At 58.5% G+C, this 20,267-nt stretch carries 19 protein-coding genes, 3 tRNA genes, 3 rRNA genes and 1 pseudogene; 13 read left to right on the forward strand and 13 right to left on the reverse strand.

Annotated features, from left to right (window positions below; genetic code table 11):
- Positions 1-59: 59 nt before the first annotated feature.
- The 4 genes from H1S04_RS17175 to H1S04_RS17190 all read right to left on the reverse strand — a co-directional run bounded on the left by H1S04_RS17175 (position 60) and on the right by H1S04_RS17190 (position 3,849).
- Positions 60-932 (reverse strand): LysR family transcriptional regulator, encoded by an 873-nt coding sequence (locus H1S04_RS17175; protein WP_028720600.1) that lies wholly within the window; start codon positions 930-932, stop codon positions 60-62.
- 9 nt (positions 933-941) lie between these two features.
- Entirely contained in the window at positions 942-1,709 is a 768-nt protein-coding gene (locus H1S04_RS17180; RefSeq protein WP_366521914.1) for a TIM barrel protein, read from the reverse strand.
- Between the two features lie 349 nt (positions 1,710-2,058).
- The gene (msrA, locus tag H1S04_RS17185; RefSeq protein WP_068767785.1) at positions 2,059-2,592 is read right to left on the reverse strand and encodes a peptide-methionine (S)-S-oxide reductase MsrA; all 534 of its coding nucleotides are present in this window, start codon (positions 2,590-2,592) and stop codon (positions 2,059-2,061) included.
- Between the two features lie 30 nt (positions 2,593-2,622).
- Positions 2,623-3,849, reverse strand: a complete 1,227-nt coding sequence (locus H1S04_RS17190; RefSeq protein WP_068767773.1) for a bifunctional alpha/beta hydrolase/OsmC family protein — start codon at positions 3,847-3,849, stop codon at positions 2,623-2,625.
- Positions 3,850-4,043: 194 nt separating this feature from the next.
- Here H1S04_RS17190 and H1S04_RS17195 point away from each other — a divergent pair, with 194 nt between their 5' ends.
- From H1S04_RS17195 to H1S04_RS17240, 10 genes and pseudogenes are all read left to right on the forward strand, one after another.
- A complete protein-coding gene (locus tag H1S04_RS17195) occupies positions 4,044-4,919 on the forward strand; it encodes a LysR family transcriptional regulator (protein WP_049246562.1) in 876 nt (291 codons plus the stop codon).
- Between the two features lie 150 nt (positions 4,920-5,069).
- Positions 5,070-5,513 carry a peptide-methionine (R)-S-oxide reductase MsrB gene (gene msrB, locus H1S04_RS17200; RefSeq protein ID WP_037520575.1) on the forward strand — a complete coding sequence of 148 codons (444 nt, stop codon included), beginning with the start codon at positions 5,070-5,072 and terminating at the stop codon, positions 5,511-5,513.
- Between the two features lies 1 nt (position 5,514).
- Positions 5,515-6,054 (forward strand): peptide-methionine (S)-S-oxide reductase MsrA, encoded by a 540-nt coding sequence (msrA, locus tag H1S04_RS17205; protein ID WP_049246563.1) that lies wholly within the window; start codon positions 5,515-5,517, stop codon positions 6,052-6,054.
- A gap of 136 nt (positions 6,055-6,190) precedes the next feature.
- The gene (locus H1S04_RS17210) at positions 6,191-6,895 is read left to right on the forward strand and encodes a glutathione S-transferase N-terminal domain-containing protein (protein ID WP_049246564.1); all 705 of its coding nucleotides are present in this window, start codon (positions 6,191-6,193) and stop codon (positions 6,893-6,895) included.
- Entirely contained in the window at positions 6,892-7,860 is a 969-nt protein-coding gene (locus H1S04_RS17215) for a magnesium and cobalt transport protein CorA (RefSeq protein WP_049246565.1), read from the forward strand. The genes H1S04_RS17210 and H1S04_RS17215 overlap by 4 nt, the downstream gene beginning before the upstream one ends.
- Before the next feature lie 91 nt (positions 7,861-7,951).
- The gene (locus H1S04_RS17220) at positions 7,952-8,524 is read left to right on the forward strand and encodes a hypothetical protein (protein WP_068767775.1); all 573 of its coding nucleotides are present in this window, start codon (positions 7,952-7,954) and stop codon (positions 8,522-8,524) included.
- Positions 8,521-9,060 carry a hypothetical protein gene (locus tag H1S04_RS17225; protein WP_224767369.1) on the forward strand — a complete coding sequence of 180 codons (540 nt, stop codon included), beginning with the start codon at positions 8,521-8,523 and terminating at the stop codon, positions 9,058-9,060. The genes H1S04_RS17220 and H1S04_RS17225 overlap by 4 nt, the downstream gene beginning before the upstream one ends.
- Before the next feature lie 252 nt (positions 9,061-9,312).
- Positions 9,313-9,762: a transposase gene (locus H1S04_RS17230; protein ID WP_068767776.1), complete on the forward strand. Its 450-nt coding sequence runs from the start codon at positions 9,313-9,315 to the stop codon at positions 9,760-9,762.
- Positions 9,759-10,112 (forward strand): IS66 family insertion sequence element accessory protein TnpB, encoded by a 354-nt coding sequence (gene tnpB, locus H1S04_RS17235; RefSeq protein WP_068767777.1) that lies wholly within the window; start codon positions 9,759-9,761, stop codon positions 10,110-10,112. The genes H1S04_RS17230 and tnpB overlap by 4 nt, the downstream gene beginning before the upstream one ends.
- A gap of 92 nt (positions 10,113-10,204) precedes the next feature.
- Positions 10,205-10,486 (forward strand): annotated as a pseudogene (locus H1S04_RS17240) (peptidase M15); the annotation flags it as partial.
- Positions 10,487-10,563: 77 nt separating this feature from the next.
- Here H1S04_RS17240 and H1S04_RS19010 read toward each other — a convergent pair.
- A complete protein-coding gene (locus H1S04_RS19010) occupies positions 10,564-10,731 on the reverse strand; it encodes a hypothetical protein (RefSeq protein ID WP_156506947.1) in 168 nt (55 codons plus the stop codon).
- Positions 10,732-11,090: 359 nt separating this feature from the next.
- On the opposite strand from H1S04_RS19010, the gene H1S04_RS17250 reads away from it, so the two are divergent.
- Positions 11,091-11,906, forward strand: a complete 816-nt coding sequence (locus H1S04_RS17250) for a hypothetical protein (RefSeq protein WP_082873066.1) — start codon at positions 11,091-11,093, stop codon at positions 11,904-11,906.
- Between the two features lie 29 nt (positions 11,907-11,935).
- Here H1S04_RS17250 and H1S04_RS17255 read toward each other — a convergent pair whose 3' ends face one another.
- Together H1S04_RS17255 and H1S04_RS17260 are read right to left on the reverse strand one after the other, a co-directional pair.
- Positions 11,936-12,418 (reverse strand): hypothetical protein, encoded by a 483-nt coding sequence (locus tag H1S04_RS17255; protein ID WP_068767780.1) that lies wholly within the window; start codon positions 12,416-12,418, stop codon positions 11,936-11,938.
- Between the two features lie 23 nt (positions 12,419-12,441).
- Entirely contained in the window at positions 12,442-13,371 is a 930-nt protein-coding gene (locus H1S04_RS17260) for a hypothetical protein (protein WP_068767781.1), read from the reverse strand.
- Positions 13,372-13,707: 336 nt separating this feature from the next.
- Between H1S04_RS17260 and H1S04_RS17265 the strand changes: the two genes are divergently transcribed.
- Both H1S04_RS17265 and H1S04_RS17270 read left to right on the forward strand, forming a co-directional pair.
- Positions 13,708-13,962, forward strand: coding sequence for an addiction module antitoxin (locus tag H1S04_RS17265; RefSeq protein ID WP_068767782.1), 255 nt, complete (start codon positions 13,708-13,710; stop codon positions 13,960-13,962).
- Positions 13,963-13,966: 4 nt separating this feature from the next.
- Positions 13,967-14,278, forward strand: coding sequence for a type II toxin-antitoxin system RelE/ParE family toxin (locus H1S04_RS17270; protein ID WP_068767783.1), 312 nt, complete (start codon positions 13,967-13,969; stop codon positions 14,276-14,278).
- 137 nt (positions 14,279-14,415) lie between these two features.
- Here the strand turns inward: H1S04_RS17270 and H1S04_RS17275 are convergent.
- The 6 genes from H1S04_RS17275 to H1S04_RS17300 form a co-directional block, all read right to left on the reverse strand.
- Positions 14,416-14,492: transfer RNA gene (locus H1S04_RS17275), tRNA-Met, on the reverse strand.
- An 87-nt stretch (positions 14,493-14,579) separates the two neighbouring features.
- A 5S ribosomal RNA gene (gene rrf / locus H1S04_RS17280) occupies positions 14,580-14,694 on the reverse strand.
- Between the two features lie 101 nt (positions 14,695-14,795).
- A 23S ribosomal RNA gene (locus tag H1S04_RS17285) occupies positions 14,796-17,631 on the reverse strand.
- Positions 17,632-17,944: 313 nt separating this feature from the next.
- A tRNA-Ala gene (locus H1S04_RS17290) sits at positions 17,945-18,020 on the reverse strand.
- A gap of 107 nt (positions 18,021-18,127) precedes the next feature.
- A tRNA-Ile gene (locus H1S04_RS17295) sits at positions 18,128-18,204 on the reverse strand.
- Between the two features lie 136 nt (positions 18,205-18,340).
- Positions 18,341-19,801: ribosomal RNA gene (locus H1S04_RS17300) — 16S ribosomal RNA — on the reverse strand.
- Together the 16S, 23S and 5S rRNA genes with 3 tRNA genes alongside form the textbook arrangement of a ribosomal RNA operon.
- Positions 19,802-20,267: the final 466 nt, after the last annotated feature.

The raw sequence follows: 20,267 nt of genomic DNA on the forward strand, positions 1-20,267 counted from the left end.
TCGATCCGTTTGTGAAATTCCTGGCGGGAATAGTTTTTATAGCCGCGCGCGTGTGCCTATTACCAATTGAAATCTTTGGATAATCCAAGGATGACACGGACTTCGCGCGGGTTGGCAGAACCAGAAACGGCGACCATGCTGATGTTGCGTGACAGGGTCAGGCCCTTTACCGCGCGCAGGACGATTCCATCAACAATCGCTGAATGTTCCGGCAAGGAACACACACCCGCACCTTGCGCCACCATCTGCTGCACCCAGTCTTCCCGCTCTGACTGAAAACGCGGACGCATGACAATGTTCCGATCCATGAAATGCTTGATCAGTTGCGTGCGAAATTCGCAGTGCATCCTGTCGATATAGGGCTGCTCCATCATCTGCTCTGGCGTGATTTCATCTGTCCCGGCGAGCGGGTGATGACTTGCCAAGGCCAAGCGCAACCGCTCTTGGAACAGCGGTTGGATCGTCAGTTTGAAATTCGGTTCCGGCGGATTGGTCAGCAGACACATGTCATACTTGCCCGACAATACCTCCGCCTCCGCCTCGCCGGGGTTCAGAGGATGAAGAAGAAGCTCGACCTCGGGCAATTCCTTCAGAACGAGCGCCCAGAATTTGGCAAAGACCCGCGGCGCAATGGTGCTTGCGACGCCAATATTGATCTTCCGGCTGCGCCCTGCGACCGAGTTTTCCGCAAGCTCGGTGATGTTTTCGAGCGCTGATTGAATGCGCATGAACTCTACGATCAGATCACGGCCCAAGGCCGTCAGGCGCGTGTCCTTGCCGTCGCGATACAGCACCGGACCGCCAAACTCATCTTCCAGACGTTGAATCGCCTTGGTGAGACTGGGCTGAGATATCCCACTCACCCGGGCCGCTTCCGTGAAATTCAGGGATTCGGCGAGATTCAGGAAGTACCTGACCTGATTAAGATCCATTTGCCTGCGTCACTCCACAAGGTAGCCGACTTCCTTATGCCCACAAGTGCCTGAATTGATCAAGTTTTTCAACCTGATAGCGCCCATCTCTTGTGAGTTGTGGGTTTCGGATATGATCGTGAAACGACCGGGCAGGCCTGCAAGCCCGGCCGCGACAGGTTCCGGGCGCGGATGGAACGGTTTGTTCGAAACGCCGTCGATGTCACTGAGCGCCCGGTGCTGGATCTCGCCTCTTGGGCCAAAATGGATCGGTGTGTAGTGAAAATGTGTCGGCGTATCTGGGTTGGACCGCTGGAACTCGTCAATCCTTGCAAACACTTGCGCCATCGCGTCGGGCGTCTCAAGCTCGCCGAGCGAGCGCGCATGAACATGCCCGAAATCAATGCAAGGCCCGACCCCTTTGACCGTCGAGGCCACATCAAGAATCATATCGACAGACCCCATCTGCCCGACCTTGCCAGCGGTTTCGATCATAAGGCTGATGTCAGTCTTGCCCAATTGCGCCATGAATCGCTCAAGGTTTTCGGCAAACCGGCAAGACACATCGGCTTCGGGCGCGCCGTAGAGCGACCCGGGATGCAGCACGATTTCGCGCGCGCCCAGAATGTCGGCTTGCTCATAGGTCCGTAGAAGCGTGTCGACAGAGCGCAGGACCTTGGCCGGATCGGGGCTGGCAAGAACGATGTAGTAAGACCCGTGGATCGATAACTTGATGTCGTCTGCTATTGCCAGCGCGCGGTGCTGTTGGATTTCGGTGGCAACACCGAGCTTCTGCATCTGGCGGAGTCCATCGCTGCGGCCGAGCTTTGGATCGCACGCGAAGGCTATCGCAACGCGCGGCTGGAGATCGTCGGTGCCGAGGACGGCAATAGGGCAGGGGGCGCGGACCTGGCCGCCTAAGCCCTGAAAATGCGTGAGGGGTCTACCCATGGGCGGGCCTCTCACCGACTATTTGAACCTCGTCCCGCGATGCCGCGGGGCACCAAAGGATCCATCCCCCAAGAAGGAGGTCTTCAACCAAGAGCCTGCCCGGGAGACTGGCGGCGTTCCAAGCATCAGCGGGACAACCGGCTCCTGACGTCAGGGCACCCTTGCAGCAGTATTGTCGATGATAGTCGAAGCTCGCTCATCGGTTCGCTCGGTCCAATCGCCAGGTCGGTCGCGCGAAGTGGCAGCTATAGCCACCGGGTTGACGCAGGAGATACTTCTGATGCTCGGGCTCAGCCTCCCAGAAGGATTCTTCCGGGTTGATCTCGGACACGACTGGCCCAGGCCAGCGACCCGAGGCTTCGATCTCGGCGATCGTCGCTAAGGCGATGTCCATCTGCGCTTTAGACGTATAGAATATCGCCGACCGATAGCTTGGGCCGACGTCGCTGCCCTGTTGCTCGTAGGTCGTCGGATCATGAATCTGGAAGAATAGTTCCAGTAGAGCCCGATACGTCAGAATGGACGGATCGAAGGTCACCTCGACGGCTTCCGCGTGGCCGTAATGTCTCGCATAAGTCGGATCTGGCATTTCACCGCCAATATAGCCGACACGCGTGGCCACGACCCCCTTGGCGCGGCGCAGCAAATCCTCCAGGCCCCAGAAACAGCCACCCGCGAGTATCGCTCGCTCGGTTCGCGTCGGCGTCTGGTCTGTAGCTGGCAGGCTCATCATCCGATCACCCTAAACGCTGTGTGCCAATCAGTTCGACGGCCTTGCACCTGCAGGCTGGCCGCCGCTCGAAAGCTCGGTCTGCACATCAGAACCCCGGACGAGCGTCAGATCGACGGGACACCGATCCGCGATCTCAAGAATGCGCGCGCGTTGATCATCACTGAGCGGCCCATCGAGAACGATGGTGCGTGTGAAGCGGTCGGGAGGCATCATGTCCGCCACCTTCTCGTGCCGCACGCTCGTCGTCGCTCTTTCGAGCGGGAAGCCCTTGCGGTTGGCGTAAAGGCGCATCGTCATCACCGTGCAGGCAGCTAGCCCGGCTGACACCAGTTCGTAGGGAGACAGGCCGCTCCCAAGACCTCCGACCGATTCCGGCTCGTCGGCGAACAGAGTATGCTCGCCACTGCGGACCGTGAGCTGGAACTTCCCCGCTAGCGTCTCCGACGCAACGACACCTTTTGCCGCCTCGACCTGCGGAAGATCCGCCGCTAGCGGCGGAAGAAAGCGGCTGGCCCACGCGGCGACCATAGCTGAGGCGTAGTTCGCATCGTCGACGTCGGTGAGAAGGTGATCCGCCGTGTCGAGCGAGACAAAACTCTTAGGATGGCGTGACGCGACGAAGATGCGCGAGGCGTGCTCAATGCCCACGACTTGGTCCACCGGCGAATGCATGACCAGCACCGGACGTCGAAGCGCGGCGATGGACTTCTCGATGTCGGCTCGCTCTACCGTTTCCAGGAAGGTGCGGCGGATGAGGAAGGGCCTGCCAGCGATCTCCACAGAGGCCTCGCCCTCGCTCGCTATCGCGTCAAGGTCGCCAGGCCGGAAAACGCGCAAGATATGCTGAAGGTCGGCCGGCGCACCGATCGTCACCACCGCGGCGACATCCGGCAGCGCGGCAGCGGCTACGATCGCAGCCGTTCCACCCAGGCTGTGCCCGACAAGGAGGGCGGGTGGCATACCGGCGGCCGCCATGGCCTCCGCGGCTGCCCTCAGATCGTCGACGTCAGAAGCGAAGCTTACCGCTTCTTCCGCGGGACTCGCGATCCCTGTGCCGGCGAAGTCGAACCGCAAGACGCCGATACCGGCCCGCGAGAGCGCGCGTGCGATGTACACGGCGGCGCGGCTGTCCTTCCCGCAAGTGAAACAATGGGCGAAAATTGCCCAGCCGCGAGGAGTGCCTTCTGGCGCCTCCAGGTGCCCGGTTAGTTCAGACCCCCCTCCCCCGGCAAACGTGAACCGCGTTCCTGCCATATGCGTCGAGCCTCCAACGGCGGCTTAGCAGGAGCACCATCGACCCGAACTAGCAGCCCAAGACATTCTTTCTATATGCGCGGCGCATATAGACAAGCCCCTAAACCGTGATTATATGCGTCGCGCATACTTCTGAGGCTGTAGTCGGATCGGTCCTCTGGGGTGGCACTCGTCAGGTCGCAGGCCAAAGGGCTATGGAACTCAACCAGGTCAGCTATTTCATCAACTTGGCCGAGACGCTGAATTTCACTGCGGCTGCTCGTCTCAGTGGTGTCTCACAACCAAGCCTGACACGAGCGATCCGCCGCCTGGAGGAGGAACTCGGTGGACCGCTCATCTATCGTGACGGGAAGAACAGCCGGCTGACGAGCCTGGGTCAGGACGTCGAGTTGGAATTCCGCCGAATGCTGGTCGCGATGAAGAGCGTAAGACACCACTCGGAAAACTGGGCAATGGGGCGGCATCGCGTTCTCGACATTGCTGTCGCCTCCAGCGTCGGCCCGAGGGTCTTCACAGCCTTTTTCGACAGCGCGCTGGAAGAGGTGCCGTCCATCGAGATCAAACTGCACTCGCTCCAATCGGGTGAGGACACGTCGGAGGTGCTCTCAGGCAAATATCACGCGTGCATCCTGCCTCGCGAATCAAGGCCGGATCGTAAACTTGATGTGCGTCCTCTCTTCCGGGAGCGCTTCGTGCTCGGCTGCGCTGCAGATCACCCCTTGGCGGCGTGCGAAGTCGTTCGTGGTGAAGACCTGCTTGCTTTCCCGTTCGTCGATCGACTGAAATGCGAGTGCCGCGATCAAATCTTCGAGCACTTCGCGCGTCGAGAGGTGCGCATGCGCCCTCGCTTCCGCTCAGATCGAGACGACTGGGTGCAGCGCGTCGTCGCCGAAGGGCGGGGGATATGCATTTTGCCCGAACGCGCGGCCACCACCCACGGCCTGATCACAAGGCCGATCGAGGGCTTCGCGTTGGAGCGTGAGATCGTGATCGCCACCGTGTCCGGATCTACGGCACCGGTCGAGATACGAAAAGTCGCTCAGCTTGCAGCCCGTTACGATTGGAGTTGACCCGCCAAGCAAGAGGCATGTGCGGTATAGAAACTATACGCACGACGTATTGGATTAATGTTGGAGCCACTGCGATAGTTGATGTGAGTATCGACGTGATAAGTTGAACGTAGTGTGCCTGGCCCTCTAACTAAGTAATGGAGACTCACCATGAAGTTTGAAAAGTCGCAGGCAGCAATCGAACGCCTGACCCCGGAACAACGCCGGATCACCCAGCAGGACGGCACCGAGAGACCCTTTACCGGCGAGTATAACGACAACAAGGAGGCGGGCATCTACGTTGACGTCGTATCCGGCGAGCCGTTGTTCGCGTCGACGGACAAGTTCGAGTCCGGCACTGGCTGGCCGAGCTTTACCAAGCCGATCGTCGCGGCTCACGTGAACGAAGTGCGAGACAGCTCGCATGGCATGGTCCGGACGGAGGTTCGCTCGGTGCACGGCGACAGCCATCTTGGCCACGTGTTTCCGGACGGGCCGTCCGACCGCGGCGGCCTGCGCTACTGCATCAACTCGGCATCGCTTCGATTCATCCCGCGCGATGAGATGGAAGCCGCGGGCTATGGCGAGTATCTCGACCAAGTAGAGGAGGCTTAACATGCATCAGCGCGCTGTTCTCGCTGGCGGATGCTTTTGGGGAATGCAGGATCTGATCCGCAAGCAGCCCGGCATCGTTTCGACCCGCGTCGGCTACACCGGCGGCGACGTGCCGAACGCCACCTATCGCAACCATGGCACTCATGCGGAGGGGATCGAGATCACCTTCGACCCAACAGTGACGAGCTACCGTAATATCCTGGAATACTTCTTCCAGATCCATGATCCGACGACAAAGAACCGCCAGGGCAACGACCGCGGCCTCTCCTATCGATCTGGCATCTATTACGTCGACGAGGAGCAGAAGCGCATCGCCGAAGATACGATAGCCGACGTCGACGCGTCCGGACTGTGGGACGGCAAGGTCGTCACCGAAGTCGAGCCCGTGGGTGACTTCTGGGAAGCAGAGCCGGAGCACCAGGATTATCTGGAGAAGAGGCCGGGCGGATATACCTGCCATTTCCCGCGCGCTAAGTGGGTGCTCCCGAAGCGTAAAGACGCTGGCGACACCCAGGCTGAGGCCGGCGCGGCGGCGGAATAGCTGCAGCGACAATTGCGGCTGAGCCCCCCTGGGTCGCACCATCGGACCCGCATCCACTGATGGTGCGGGTCCGAAACCCAGCTAATCAAGCGGTCATACCGCTCCTCAGCCATCGAGTTGTTAGGATCGCCACATCATGCCAGACCTTTCGTCGTTTCCGATCGCACAACGCTGGCCGGCATCCAACCCCGACCTCCTGCAGCTCTACGCCGCGCCCACGCCCAACGGCGTCAAGGTCTCGATCATGCTCGAGGAGATCGGCCTGCCGTACGAGCCGCACTTTATCGACATCTCTAAGAACGAAAGCAAAGATCCGGCCTTCGTTTCGCTAAACCCGAATGGCCGCATACCTGCGATCATCGACCCAATGGGCCCAGACGGTAAGCCGATCGGCGTTTGGGAATCCGGCGCGATCCTCGTTTATTTGGCGGAGAAGGCCGACCAGCTCGTCCCGAGAGTATCAGCCAAGCGCTACGAGGCGCTAAGCTGGGTATTCTTCCAGATGTCGGCGATTGGCCCGATGTTCGGTCAACTCGGCTTTTTCCTGCGCGGGGGCGGCAAGGACTATGAGGAAAAGCGTCCTCAGAAGCGTTTCGCTGATGAATCCAAACGCCTCCTGGGAGTCTTAGACCGCCAACTGGACGGGCGCGACTGGATCGTCGATGACTATTCTATCGCTGACATTGCGACCCTCGGCTGGGTCAACGCCTTGGTTGGCACCTACGACGCCGGCGACCTACTGCGGCTTAGCAATCATTCGAATGTCCAAGCGTGGCTGGATCGCGGCCTCGCGCGCCCAGCAGTCCAACGTGGGCTGCTCATTCCGGCGAGGTCAGCATGAGTGTCATCGCCGCATATTACTACAACGAGGGTCGGCGTATCCGGGAAGTAGCTATCGACGAGCGCGTCGAACTCGACAAGAACCGTTCGGGCTTTTGCTGGATTGGGCTCAGCGAGCCCTCCGTCAACGAACTGAGGGCGCTTCAGGCGACCTACAATCTGCATCCTTTAGCGATCGACAACGCGATGCACCCGATATGCCCACCCAAGCTCGAAGTTTATAATGGCGAGCTTTACGTCGTCGCCCAGACGGCTGAGCTGGTCGGGGACCGAATACGTTACGGCAAGACGGCGATATTTACTGGCCATAATCATCTTATCACCGTTCGCCACGGCAACGCTGGTGCATTGGGCAACCTTCGAGAGCAACTCGAGCGTTCGCCCGCCCAGTTTGGAAAAGGCGTCGATTACGTCCTCCACGCGATCCTTCACCGGATCGTGGATCAGTATCTGCCCATCTTCGAAATGATCGAGGATGACGTACTTGCGATGGAAAGGCGATCGCTCGACGACTTCCTTGGGCGAGACGACGTTGCTCGCATCTTCGGCCTGAGATGCGAGCTTACGCGCTTTCAGCGCACCCTTGGCGCTATGGCCGAGCTGGTGCGCAAGCTCGTGCGCGGACACTTTCCCTGCATCAGCGCTGAGGTGCGGCCCTACTTCAACGACGTTGCCGACCATGTTGATCGTGTCCAGTCCATGGTCGATGGCCTCCTGCAGGTGCTATCCACTGTATTCGAGTTCAGCAGCCTTCTCGAAGCGCAGAGAATCGGGGTCGTCACCCGCCAACTTGCGGCATGGGCCGCGATCCTCGCAGTGCCGACAGCGATTGCAGGCATATACGGCATGAACTTCAAGAACATGCCGGAACTCGACACGCCTTACGGCTACTTCGTCGTGCTTGGTGTCATGCTGATGTTCTGCCTCTTACTGTTCGTGCGGTTCAAGAAGGCCAAGTGGCTGTGATCGCTACGCGCGAGCCGCGACTAGACCCAGCAGCCTGCCGCGCGCCGTCCACGGCCGCTCTTCCGTCCCAACGTGAACTCGAGGTGCATCAATGACAGCCCAAGTGACCGACGTTCTAGAAGCAGTGCAGTCCTTCGTCGCGAAGGGCTATGACCGCGAGTACCGCGTCAAGGACGGCAACCTGGTCGATCTCGAACTGGGATCGATGCTCGATCCATGCTCCATTCGCGTCGACGCAGCGCTGCGTCTCGAAAGCGGGGACGGTGCCGAAGATGCTTCGAACATCTACGCGATCACCGATCCCGCGACCGAGCGAAAAGGTTTGCTGATTGATGCCTTCGACGTGTTCGACGAGATCTGCCAACGTGATCTTTCCGAGCGCCTCCTGGAACATCGTGAAACAGCGCCTGCGGGCGACGAAGACGTTCCGAGCAAGCATGGGCTGCGGAAGGTCTACAAGGCCGAATTCGATCGCGAACCCGAGCGTTACGTTCTTCGAGAAGGCTTCCCCGACTTTCCGGCATGCCCGTTCGGCGGCGCATTCAGCATTCTCGGCTTCGATACTGCAGAACAGACGTATGTCTGGCTCGTGACCAGCATCATTCGGGATCCTCGGCTGATCAGGATCCCCTACCAGGGCGAACACGTCATCATCGACGAATGACGGCGCCGGCTGCGGAACGCGGCCTTTCAACGGCTTGCTGCGATCGATCGGCTTATCATTTCAAATTGCAACGCGACGAGGTGCAGATGGATTGGAATAAGGACCACATCCGGGAAACGATGCTGTCGTTGGAGACCGCTGCTCTGCAGAGCGCTCGCGACAAGTATCTCGATTATGTTTCCACCGCTCGCTTGGATCGGAGCGAGCCGATCGAGAACGACGAACAGGCACAAGCCGAGATCGCGAGCGACTTCGCCGAGGCGCTCGACGATACGCTGGACGATTACGCCGACAAGCTCGACAAGCTGAGAACAATCGACTTCGGACCGAAGACGGCGGTTACAGAAGGGGCGGTCATCAAGTTGTCGGGCCGCTACTTCGTCGTCGCGGTGTCAACCGACAAGTTCGTCTGCCATGGGCGCGAGCTTATGGGCATATCGACGATGGCGCCGATCTTCGAGGTAATCGACGGGGCTCAGGCCGGCGAGACCGTTCAATTCAACGGCCGAGAGCTGAAGGTCGAAGCTGTCTCATAGCAAACGGTCGCCGGGGCCGCAGCGCTAGTTCCGAACGCTCTGCGGCTCGTCCTTGGTTCGTATCATCGCATCGAGAGAGGCGGTGATCATCGGCGTGTTCGGACAACGTGTCGCCTTTACCTCGATTGCGGAGCGAGTTCGACCGCGTAGGCCCGCTAACACGTAAGCGCCGTTTCCGTCCCATTGATTTGACGTATTCCTGATGCCTGACGCGCCTGCGAGAAGGTTTGCGTTGGCGGACGGAGGTTTTTCATGGCGGATGGTGGGGATGGTTTTGTTGGGCGGTGTGACGTGGTTGAGCCCCGGCGCGGGAACCGCCGGTGGCCTGATCACGTGAAGGCGCGGATTGTGGCGGAGAGCTTTCAGCCCGGGGCCCGGGTTGTGGATGTCGCCCGTCGCCATGATCTTGTTCCGCACCAGCTTTCAGATTGGCGCAGGCAGGCACGAGAGGGGCTTCTTCGGTTGCCTGCGCAAATCTTGCCGGAGGCCGGAAGATCCGATGCGCCAGAACCTGCCTTTGTGCCGCTGTCCATTCTGCCTGAGCCCATGGACCCGCCCGTATTCGCTGCCGCTGAGGCCGCGCAGGATCGCATCGGCGTGATGACGATTGAGGTCGGGTCCGATCTGCGCTTGCGCATTCCTGGCGATGTTGCGGTGGAACGGGCGGCTGCGCTGGTGCGTGCCCTGCGCGGGGCGGCATGATCATCGCGGGTCAGAGGCTGCCGATCCTGATTGCTACGAAGCCGGTGGACTTTCGTTGCGGGCATCAGGCGCTGGCGCTGATCGTGCAGACAGAACTGAAGCTCGATCCCCATTCCGGGGTGACGGTGGTGTTTCGGTCGAAGCGCGGTGACAGGCTGAAGATCCTTGTGTGGGATGGCAGCGGGATGGTGCTGACCTACAAGGTCCTGGAACAGGGCAGCTTCGCCTGGCCGAAGGTGCAAGACGGGGTGATGCGCCTGTCGCGGGCGCAATTTGAAGCGCTGTTCGAAGGTCTGGATTGGCGGCGGGTGGTGGCGCAACGGGTGTTGCCACCAGCTGCGGCAGGATGACTCACCGGGTCAGTTTTGGCGTTGTTTTATTGGGCTTTCTGTCTCGGATCGGGTAGAAAGGGGCATGTCGCAGCCCCTCGATCTCAGCCAGTTTCCCGGCGCGACCCGTGCCCTTCGCCCCGGAACTGCCGCCCGCGCGCGAAGTCCTCTCGGAAAGCCGCACCCTGCGCGGGGGCGGCGCGGCTGGGGCGGCCACCGTCGGCGCGGCCGGGGTGGAAGTGCTGCAGGACGTCCTTGCGGAAACCCAGTCCACGATCCAGCCGCTGGTGCCCTATCTCGACACGCTGCGCTGGGCGCTGATCGCCATCGCCCTGATCGGCATCGCCGTCACCATCTACGCCCGGCTCGACGACTGGAAACGGGGCCAGCGGTGATCGGCTGGCTTCTGACCCATGGCCCGGCGCGAAGAGCGCTGGGTCTCATCCTCACCGCAGCAGCGATCCTGTTGTTCCTACTGAACCTCCGCCGCGCAGGCGAGCGCGCCGGGCGCGCCGCCGAACTCCTTGATGCAAGAGAGAGAAACGATGCCGTTCACCGCCAGATGCTCGAAGCCGCCGCCCGTCGCCCTGCTGATCGTGACGCTCTGGCTGACCGGTTGCGCGATGGCAGGTTCTGACACCCGCGCGCCCTGCCCGCCGGTAGTCGGCTACACGGCTGAAGATCAGGCACGGGCCGCAGACGAGGTCGATGCACTGCCGGAAGGGGCCGTAATCGTCAGGATGCTCGGCGACTACGCTGTGCTACGCGACCAGGCGCGAACGTGCAGCTAAGGGCACGACACGGACGTTCGCTGCAGCGAACATGAAAGACAGCTATGCGCAGAAAGAAGATCTATCTGCGCCTCTATTGAGGAGGTCTGACAGCCCTGCGTAATTTCGGCACGATTCCTTCTCGCAGGTTGAGTCAGCTTTCTGTTATGCAGGAAGGATGGCAAAAAGACCCGAAATTGGCCTCAGACAGGGGCGAAGATTGTGTCAGATGCGGCACGAGGACCGGCTAGCGTTCATCGCTGCAGGCCTTCCTATCCTGTTGGCCAGTTCGCAGGGGTTTCAGGATGCTGCCGCCCACCTCCGCGACCGTCCTCGGGAAGAAGATGTGATGGTCAGCTTCGCGGATGAAGAAGCAGCAAAGATTCTGATCTTATTGGACATTGTCCGCTGCCCCCCTGCCCAAGTAAATCAGCACATCGGGAAGCTGATGCGATGGTTCTATGATCACCTAGCGCGGCTCGTCTACGCGAAGGCGACGAGTTGGAAGCCTATGAACGTTGGCCAACTCCAGCGCTATGTGCAAACAGAATGTGAGGAGCACACCCTGGAGGGCTTCGCCGGGGTGTATATTCTGCCGGGCGGTCCGGTGCACGAACGCGAAAGCGCACTGTACGCGGATATTCAGTTACATGACGATGGCGAACTCGCTTGGCATGAACCGCGAACCCGTCCGTCGCTGTTCGGGCCTGAAGAATCGGATGCGCTGCGCGTTGTCAATGCCATGCATCGGCTCGGGATGCTTAGCCTCGTCGGTCTGCGAGTTATCGCATCCGTATGGAGCGGGACCCGGTTCTCCGACGAACAAACCCCGCGCATAGCCAAAGCACTGACTCAGGCAACGCTGGAGCAGATGGAGGCTGCAGGTCTGATCCCCGATAGCGCAGAGGATGGGGACGTGGGCACCCTGCATGAGCGATGGCAGCTCCCAATGTATGAGCTCCAGATCAATCCGACGATCCAGACGATGGAAGAACTCCGCGAAGCACAGGTGCGGATGCTGAATAACGAAATAGGCGGCTGGTAAGGCAAGGTGCCTGCAGCGCCCTCAGGTCATTAGTCGGTTCTGTTCTCGTAGGCTTCCAACATAACGGGCGACATTATAATCGCCGCCATCAGAACCGTGATGGAATGCTTCAGCAATTCGGTGCTCCGCTCGGGATCGAAGAAGCGCCCGTTGAACTTGCCCCCGTGAAACAGGTTGTTTCGGACGCGTCTGACGTACAGGAGTATGAGGTCGTTTTCGTTCTCCGCCTGTGGTGCAACAACGCGCCATTGAAGGACATTGTTCGCGTAGACCTGCTTTTTCGGAGGATTACCAAGCACGTAGGAAATGGCTTCCGCAACGCCCGGATCGGCCGATCCTGTCAGGGGAGGCAGTTCACGGGCAAAGCGCGTCCAGTCGGGATTAGCGGCGTCGCCACTGCTAGCCACGCAGTAGCCTGTTACCTTCAGACAATATTCAAACTGGGCGAAGACACGGAAAAGCCCCGTCGCCAAATCGTTAAGTCCCTGATCACATTCCACAAGATATGTCATTGGTGCGAAGCCTCTCAAACATCTCACTCAGTATCATTGCCTTGGGGAGTTGTCGTTAAGCTTCCGGCTAAGACTGGGCTAGTCACATACCGCAGCTGGGGGACCAGCGGTCCGGCTCCGCGAAGATGGGGCATGCGCCAGACGAGCTTGCCAGACCTGCTTTTCATATAGTGACCCCTGACCCAATGGGTCCTTCGAGGCATACCTTTACGGCCAACAGTAGACGTTTCGTACTTCATGGCCTCGACTTGGCCGCGCCCCGCCTTGCCGAGGCTGATTTTCGTGATGAGCGTGTCAGGTAGCGCCTTGCCGGACCGCTCAGCCTGGCGTCTCTCATGCCGTGGGTGGAGCGACACCTGCTGCGCATCAAGCATGCCATCATGGCGCAGCAGGGTGGCTATCGCTATGGCCGAGCCAAGGAAGCTTCGATTCATGGCGAGTTCATCATCGATCATGCCATCCGAAACCGGCATGCCCACAGCTTGGAACAGCTTTTGGGTGGGCGTCGGTACGGCCGAGGCGCCCATGCCTTTGGTGATCATGCAGCAGGCGCTTGGGCCGACGGTGTTTTGGCGAATGGCGAAACGCTGAGTGTAGATCTCTTCCCCGACCTGCGCGACGAGCCCGAAGACCGAGCCGTCATTCTGTCGCATGATCCCATCCGTCCCCAGGAGAGGTGGCATGATAATCATGGTCGGAAATGGCAGCTGAACCTGAGAGAATAGCTCGTCCAGCCCTTCCCGCTTCATCTCGTTCACTAGCTCGCTCATCATCCAGTAGGCATCGATATCGATCCGGAAGACCTGGGCGTCATCAAGGATGGCGAGAGAGCGCTCCCGATAGTCCAATAACTGATCCATCAGGCCCGCAGGCAACTCGGCTGGACTCATCCCCTGCATTTCGAGGATCTGCCGAGGGTAATCTGTGAAAAAGAGCTTCAGCTCCTGAACCATGCTTTACCTACCTTTGAAGCAGAAGCCGAACTGACAAGGGCATTGCCGCCAACCTGGACGGACTTTCGATGGCACTTCGCTGCGTCCGCCCTGATAGCCCCTAGATATCGGGTTTTTTCGCATCGCGCCACAAACGAGCGCTTCCAGGAACTTCTACGGAAGCAACTTCGCACGCAGAGCTTACTACTTTTGCGTGGGTGGCGAAAATATTCCACCGTCATAGCATCTTGACGGCCAGGCTTTCCCGGACGGGCTGGTTCCCTGCTTCGGTTCGGACTGCGTCTTGCTCCCGTCTTCATTATTGCTTATCTTGAATACAACCAGACGGAGGCCACTATGTCCCAGACCACGACGATGACTGTCCGCATCAGCGGTGCGCTGAGCGAGTTCGTGGCGTCGAACGTCGGCGAGAACGGTTCCTACGAGAACATCAGCGAATACGTCCGCGACCTGATCCGGCGCGACAAGGAGAGGGCGGAGCGGGAGGCGTTTGATCGTCTGAAGGCGGAACTGACGCGCGCCTTCGCAGCACCAGAAGAAAGCTATCGACCGTTGACCGCTGCCGAGGTCATCGCCCGGAACCGGGGCTGACATCGTGGCCATCCGCGTCCAGGAGGCCGCATCGCTGCGGCTGGACGAGATCTACCGCTACACCCGCGACCGCTGGGGCATTGAGCAAGCGGAACGTTACATCACCGAGCTCTTCGCGGCGTTCGGCCAGATCGAAAGCCATGGCGTCGCGTCACGGCCCATTCCGGCTGAGTTCGGGGTCGAAGGCTTCTACTTCCGGCATCTCCATCATTTCGTGTACTGGCGGCGTCTGTCGAACGGGGACGTCGGCATCGTGACGATCCTGCACGAGCGGATGCACCAGATGGACCGGTTTCGGGAGGATCTTCCGAAGTGAAGGGTGGCTCGGGCGACGATTATCCGCACCGTCGATGGGGGGCTCGTAAAACGTTGACCAGGTGTTGACAAGAATTTGGAACGACGAAAGCCGAGCGAAGCGCTCGGCTTTGAAGTCTTTGATAGTGTTGGATTTTTTGGTTGCGGGGACAGGATTTGAACCTGTGACCTTCAGGTTATGAGCCTGACGAGCTACCGGGCTGCTCTACCCCGCGCCATTCTGCGCGATCTGTTGCGCGGCTGCGCCGATTGTTGGGTTGGCGCGATGATCTGGATCGTTCGAGAGCTGCGTTTCTTATCAGATCTGGCGGTGACCTACTCTCCCACGTCTTGAGACGCAGTACCATTGGCGCAACGGCGCTTAACGGCCGAGTTCGGGATGGGATCGGGTGTTTCGCTCGTGCTATGTCCACCAGATCAGATAAGAAACGCTCAGCGTTGCGGACCTTGCGGTCCGTAAGTTGTCCAAGGATGCTTTTGGAAGCGGGGATCTGTGTCAGATCTGGCCACTTCCGGATCAAATCAAGCCTGTCGAGCCATTAGTACCGGTCAACTGAACGCATTGCTGCGCTTACATCTCCGGCCTATCGACGTGGTGGTCTTCCACGGCTCTCAAGGGATACCTGGTTTTGAGGGGGGCTTCACGCTTAGATGCCTTCAGCGTTTATCCTGTCCGTTCATAGCTACCCAGCACTGCCGTTGGCACGACAACTGGTCCACCAGTGGAACGTTCACCCCGGTCCTCTCGTACTAGGGGCAACTCCTCTCAAGTATCCTACACCCACGGCAGATAGGGACCGAACTGTCTCACGACGTTCTAAACCCAGCTCACGTACCTCTTTAAACGGCGAACAGCCGTACCCTTGGGACCTGCTCCAGCCCCAGGATGAGATGAGCCGACATCGAGGTGCCAAACGATGCCGTCGATATGGACTCTTGGGCATCATCAGCCTGTTATCCCCAGCGTACCTTTTATCCGTTGAGCGATGGCCCTTCCACTCGGGACCACCGGATCACTATGGCCGTCTTTCGACTCTGCTCGACTTGTCAGTCTCGCAGTCAGGCTGGCTTCTGCCATTGCACTCAACGAGCGATTTCCGACCGCTCTGAGCCAACCTTCGCGCGCCTCCGTTACTCTTTAGGAGGCGACCGCCCCAGTCAAACTACCCACCACGCAGGGTCCCGGACCCGGATAACGGGCCGCGGTTAGACATCAAGAGTGCGAAGGGCGGTATCTCAAGGATGGCTCCACGGGAACTGGCGTCCCCGTTTCAAAGCCTACCGCCTATCCTGCACATCACAATCCTGATGCCAGTGCGAAGCTATAGTAAAGGTGCATGGGGTCTTTCCGTCTAACCGCGGGAAGTCTGCATCTTCACAGACAATTCAATTTCGCTGAGTCCACATTTGAGACAGCGGGGAAGTCGTTACGCCATTCGTGCAGGTCGGAACTTACCCGACAAGGAATTTCGCTACCTTAGGACCGTTATAGTTACGGCCGCCGTTTACCGGGGCTTCAATTCAATGCTTGCACATCTCCTTTTAACCTTCCGGCACCGGGCAGGCGTCAGACCCTATACGTCGTCTTGCGACTTCGCAGAGCCCTGTGTTTTTAGTAAACAGTCGCCACCCCCTGGTTTGTGCCCCCCGCCAACAGTTGCCTGCCAACGGGGCCTCCTTCTCGCGAACTTACGGAGGTATTTTGCCGAGTTCCTTAAATGTGGTTCTCTCAAGCGCCTTGGTATTCTCTACCAGTCCACCTGTGTCGGTTTAGGGTACGGTCTCATGGAGGGCTGTTTCCAGGAACCGCTCAGCAGCAAGGTCAATCCGATAAGACCTCACTACACCTGCGATCCGTCACCATCTCCTGGCCCAGGAATATTAACCTGGTTCCCATCGACTACGCCTTTCGGCCTCGCCTTAGGGGCCGGCTTACCCTGCTCAGATTAGCTTTAAGCAGGAACCCTTGGACTTTCGGCGACAGGGTCTCTCACCCTGTTTGTCGCTACTCATGTCAACATTCTCACTTCTGATCACTCCACCGGATGCCTTACGGCCCGGCTTCACAGTCAGAACAATGCCTCCGTTGATCCCGAAGGAACAAAAGAGGCAGCGTTCTCTATCACAGAACGCTCCGCTACCGCGTGCACAGATGTGCACACCCAAAGCTTCGGCTCGTGGCTTGAGCCCCGTTACATCTTCGCCGCAAGACCTCTTGATTAGACCAGTGAGCTGTTACGCTATCTTTAAAGGATGGCTGCTTCTAAGCCAACCTCCTGGTTGTTTTGGAAGTCTCACATGCTTTCCCACTTAGCCACGAATTGGGGGCCTTAGCTGTTGGTCAGGGTTGTTTCCCTCTCCACGACGGACGTTAGCACCCGCCGTGTGTCTCCCGGATAGTCCTTCCTGGTATTCGGAGTTTGCTTAGACTCAGTAAGGCTGTGGGCCCCCATCATCCATGCAGTGCTCTACCCCCAGGAGGATACGTCCGAGGCGCTACCTAAATAGCTTTCGCGGAGAACCAGCTATCTCCGAGTTTGATTGGCCTTTCACCCCTAGCCACACGTCATCCCGACCTTTTTCAACAGGTGTGGGTTCGGACCTCCAGTTGGTGTTACCCAACCTTCATCCTGCACATGGCTAGATCACTCGGTTTCGGGTCTGATCCATCTGACTGAAGTCGCGCATTTAACACTCGCTTTCGCTGCGCCTACACCTAACGGCTTAAGCTTGCCAGATAGACCAAGTCGTTGACCCATTATACAAAAGGTACGCCGTCACCGCTCAAGGCGGCTCCGACTGCTTGTAGGCGTCCGGTTTCAGAAACTGTTTCACTCCCCTCGTCGGGGTGCTTTTCACCTTTCCCTCACGGTACTGGTTCGCTATCGGTCAGCAAGGAGTACTTAGCCTTCGAGGGTGGTCCCCCGATCTTCAGACAGGATTTCACGTGTCCCGCCCTACTTAATACGTCCAATCGAACTTCCCATACGGGGCTGTCACCCGCTCTGGCTGTGCTTTCCAGCACATTCCGGTCATTCTCATGGCTCGGCTGGTCCCCGTTCGCTCGCCGCTACTGGGGGAGTATCTGTTGATTTCCTTTCCTCCGGGTACTTAGATGTTTCAGTTCCCCGGGTTCGCTTCTAAAACCCTATGTATTCAGGTTGAAGATACCTGGTTCAGCCCGTTATTGATTACCCGAAGATAACAATAACAAACTGTCAGGTGGGTTGCCCCATTCGGAGATCCATGGATCAAAGCTTATTCTCAGCTCCCCATGGCTTAACGCAGAGTATCACGTCCTTCATCGCCTCTTGCTGCCTAGGCATCCACCAAACGCCCTTATCGCGCTTGATTTGATCCGGAAGAAGACAGACCGCAGTCCGTCACCGCGCCCCTTTGTAAAACGCGGCGTCGCTTCCGATCAAAAGCATGTACTTTCCCGCTCCTTCCATCCGGAAGAAGCTGTGTTCCTTACATGAAGAAACACTTGGTTAGTGTACTTGACTTGGACAACGTCATCGTTTGATCCGAAGATCACCGCACCCACACTCGGGTACAGCCGACAACGCTGATTATCTCTCTGAACGATGTAAACGCTTCCCGAAGGAAGCTGACGTCCGATTGGACGGGAAAGCAGAAACCGCTTTCCGGTCAAATCGGAAGATGATGGTGGAGCCTAACGGATTCGAACCGTTGACATCCTGCTTGCAAAGCAGGCGCTCTACCAACTGAGCTAAGGCCCCGCTGATGCAGGCGATGGTGGGTCGAGCCTCGTCTCGCCCGCAGGATCCCAGATCCGAGGGCGCACAATCAAGAACTCCGACGAGATCCACCACGAGGCGGAGCCGAGTGGTGGGTCGAGGAGGACTTGAACCTCCGACCTCACGCTTATCAGGCGTGCGCTCTAACCACCTGAGCTACCGACCCATTCCAGACCGGCAGGCCTGACATTGATGAACCTGAAGAGATATGAGGACGGCCTGGCCGTATGGGATCGGCTGAGTGCCGATCTGCTAAGTCGCTTCACGAGCGCTGCAAGCAGCCCTGCCAGAAGCTTCCTTAGAAAGGAGGTGATCCAGCCGCAGGTTCCCCTACGGCTACCTTGTTACGACTTCACCCCAGTCGCTGATCCTACCGTGGTCCGCTGCCTCCAAAAGGTTAGCGCACGGCCGTCGGGTAGAACCAACTCCCATGGTGTGACGGGCGGTGTGTACAAGGCCCGGGAACGTATTCACCGCGGCATGCTGTTCCGCGATTACTAGCGATTCCAACTTCATGGGGTCGAGTTGCAGACCCCAATCCGAACTGAGATGGCTTTTGGGGATTAACCCACTGTCACCACCATTGTAGCACGTGTGTAGCCCAACCCGTAAGGGCCATGAGGACTTGACGTCATCCACACCTTCCTCCGACTTATCATCGGCAGTTTCCACAGAGTGCCCAACTGAATGCTGGCAACTGGGGACGTGGGTTGCGCTCGTTGCCGGACTTAACCGAACATCTCACGACACGAGCTGACGACAGCCATGCAGCACCTGTCTCCAGGTCTCTTACGAGAAAACGCCATCTCTGGCGCGGTCCTGGGATGTCAAGGGTTGGTAAGGTTCTGCGCGTTGCTTCGAATTAAACCACATGCTCCACCGCTTGTGCGGGCCCCCGTCAATTCCTTTGAGTTTTAATCTTGCGACCGTACTCCCCAGGCGGAATGCTTAATCCGTTAGGTGTGTCACCGAACAGTATACTGCCCGACGACTGGCATTCATCGTTTACGGTGTGGACTACCAGGGTATCTAATCCTGTTTGCTCCCCACACTTTCGCACCTCAGCGTCAGTATCGAGCCAGTGAGCCGCCTTCGCCACTGGTGTTCCTCCGAATATCTACGAATTTCACCTCTACACTCGGAATTCCACTCACCTCTCTCGAACTCCAGACTGATAGTTTTGAAGGCAGTTCCAAGGTTGAGCCCTGGGATTTCACCTCCAACTTTCCAGTCCGCCTACGTGCGCTTTACGCCCAGTAATTCCGAACAACGCTAGCCCCCTCCGTATTACCGCGGCTGCTGGCACGGAGTTAGCCGGGGCTTCTTCTGCTGGTACCGTCATTATCTTCCCAGCTGAAAGAGCTTTACAACCCTAAGGCCTTCATCACTCACGCGGCATGGCTAGATCAGGGTTGCCCCCATTGTCTAAGATTCCCCACTGCTGCCTCCCGTAGGAGTCTGGGCCGTGTCTCAGTCCCAGTGTGGCTGATCATCCTCTCAAACCAGCTATGGATCGTAGGCTTGGTAGGCCATTACCCCACCAACTACCTAATCCAACGCGGGCTAATCCTTCTCCGATAAATCTTTCCCCCGAAGGGCGTATACGGTATTACTCTCAGTTTCCCGAGGCTATTCCGTAGAAAAGGGCATATTCCCACGCGTTACTCACCCGTCCGCCGCTGGACCCGAAGGTCCCGCTCGACTTGCATGTGTTAGGCCTGCCGCCAGCGTTCGTTCTGAGCCAGGATCAAACTCTCAAGTTGAAACATCCGAAGATGTCCTTGACAGAAAGACCTTGCACATCATCCTTCCCCTGAAGGAAGGATGCTTCTGCTTGTCGTTCCTACTTCCGTAGAACCGCCAAACAGTGAAGCTGACACCTACATCATCGGGGCAAGCCCCTAGTAGGCCGATATACAGGTCTTCCGGTCGTATCGACCAAACCGCCCGCATATCTCTTCAAGTATACGTCACAATGTCAAATAGCAGCGAAGCAAAACAACCCCAACCGCGCCCTTACTTCCGGCGCCGTCAAAGCCGATGCTCCAAAGATTGTCGCCCCGTTCCCGAAGCAGAAGCCCTACTTAAGAACCACATCCAAATCCGTCAAGACACAATCTCAACTTTTTCTTCCGTGACCCCCAAAGGCCCCCCGATCCCTCCCAGCGTTCCCGCCAGTCCGTTTCGGTGAGCGGCTATCTAGGACGACAAAAACAAAGCCGCAAGAGG

Source organism: Paracoccus sp. S1E-3, from assembly GCF_013868135.1.
GTDB lineage: Bacteria > Pseudomonadota > Alphaproteobacteria > Rhodobacterales > Rhodobacteraceae > Paracoccus.

What these genes read in the sequence shown, in the direction of transcription:
- H1S04_RS17175 (WP_028720600.1), bottom strand. Translation starts at nt 932, where the DNA reads ATGGATCTTAATCAGGTCAGGTACTTCCTGAATCTCGCCGAATCCCTG.
- H1S04_RS17180 (WP_366521914.1), bottom strand. Translation starts at nt 1,709, where the DNA reads ATGCAGAAGCTCGGTGTTGCCACCGAAATCCAACAGCACCGCGCGCTG.
- msrA (WP_068767785.1), bottom strand. Translation starts at nt 2,592, where the DNA reads ATGAGCCTGCCAGCTACAGACCAGACGCCGACGCGAACCGAGCGAGCG.
- H1S04_RS17190 (WP_068767773.1), bottom strand. Translation starts at nt 3,849, where the DNA reads ATGGCAGGAACGCGGTTCACGTTTGCCGGGGGAGGGGGGTCTGAACTA.
- H1S04_RS17195 (WP_049246562.1), top strand. Translation starts at nt 4,044, where the DNA reads ATGGAACTCAACCAGGTCAGCTATTTCATCAACTTGGCCGAGACGCTG.
- msrB (WP_037520575.1), top strand. Translation starts at nt 5,070, where the DNA reads ATGAAGTTTGAAAAGTCGCAGGCAGCAATCGAACGCCTGACCCCGGAA.
- msrA (WP_049246563.1), top strand. Translation starts at nt 5,515, where the DNA reads ATGCATCAGCGCGCTGTTCTCGCTGGCGGATGCTTTTGGGGAATGCAG.
- H1S04_RS17210 (WP_049246564.1), top strand. Translation starts at nt 6,191, where the DNA reads ATGCCAGACCTTTCGTCGTTTCCGATCGCACAACGCTGGCCGGCATCC.
- H1S04_RS17215 (WP_049246565.1), top strand. Translation starts at nt 6,892, where the DNA reads ATGAGTGTCATCGCCGCATATTACTACAACGAGGGTCGGCGTATCCGG.
- H1S04_RS17220 (WP_068767775.1), top strand. Translation starts at nt 7,952, where the DNA reads ATGACAGCCCAAGTGACCGACGTTCTAGAAGCAGTGCAGTCCTTCGTC.
- H1S04_RS17225 (WP_224767369.1), top strand. Translation starts at nt 8,521, where the DNA reads ATGACGGCGCCGGCTGCGGAACGCGGCCTTTCAACGGCTTGCTGCGAT.
- H1S04_RS17230 (WP_068767776.1), top strand. Translation starts at nt 9,313, where the DNA reads ATGGCGGATGGTGGGGATGGTTTTGTTGGGCGGTGTGACGTGGTTGAG.
- tnpB (WP_068767777.1), top strand. Translation starts at nt 9,759, where the DNA reads ATGATCATCGCGGGTCAGAGGCTGCCGATCCTGATTGCTACGAAGCCG.
- H1S04_RS17250 (WP_082873066.1), top strand. Translation starts at nt 11,091, where the DNA reads ATGCGGCACGAGGACCGGCTAGCGTTCATCGCTGCAGGCCTTCCTATC.
- H1S04_RS17255 (WP_068767780.1), bottom strand. Translation starts at nt 12,418, where the DNA reads ATGACATATCTTGTGGAATGTGATCAGGGACTTAACGATTTGGCGACG.
- H1S04_RS17260 (WP_068767781.1), bottom strand. Translation starts at nt 13,371, where the DNA reads ATGGTTCAGGAGCTGAAGCTCTTTTTCACAGATTACCCTCGGCAGATC.
- H1S04_RS17265 (WP_068767782.1), top strand. Translation starts at nt 13,708, where the DNA reads ATGTCCCAGACCACGACGATGACTGTCCGCATCAGCGGTGCGCTGAGC.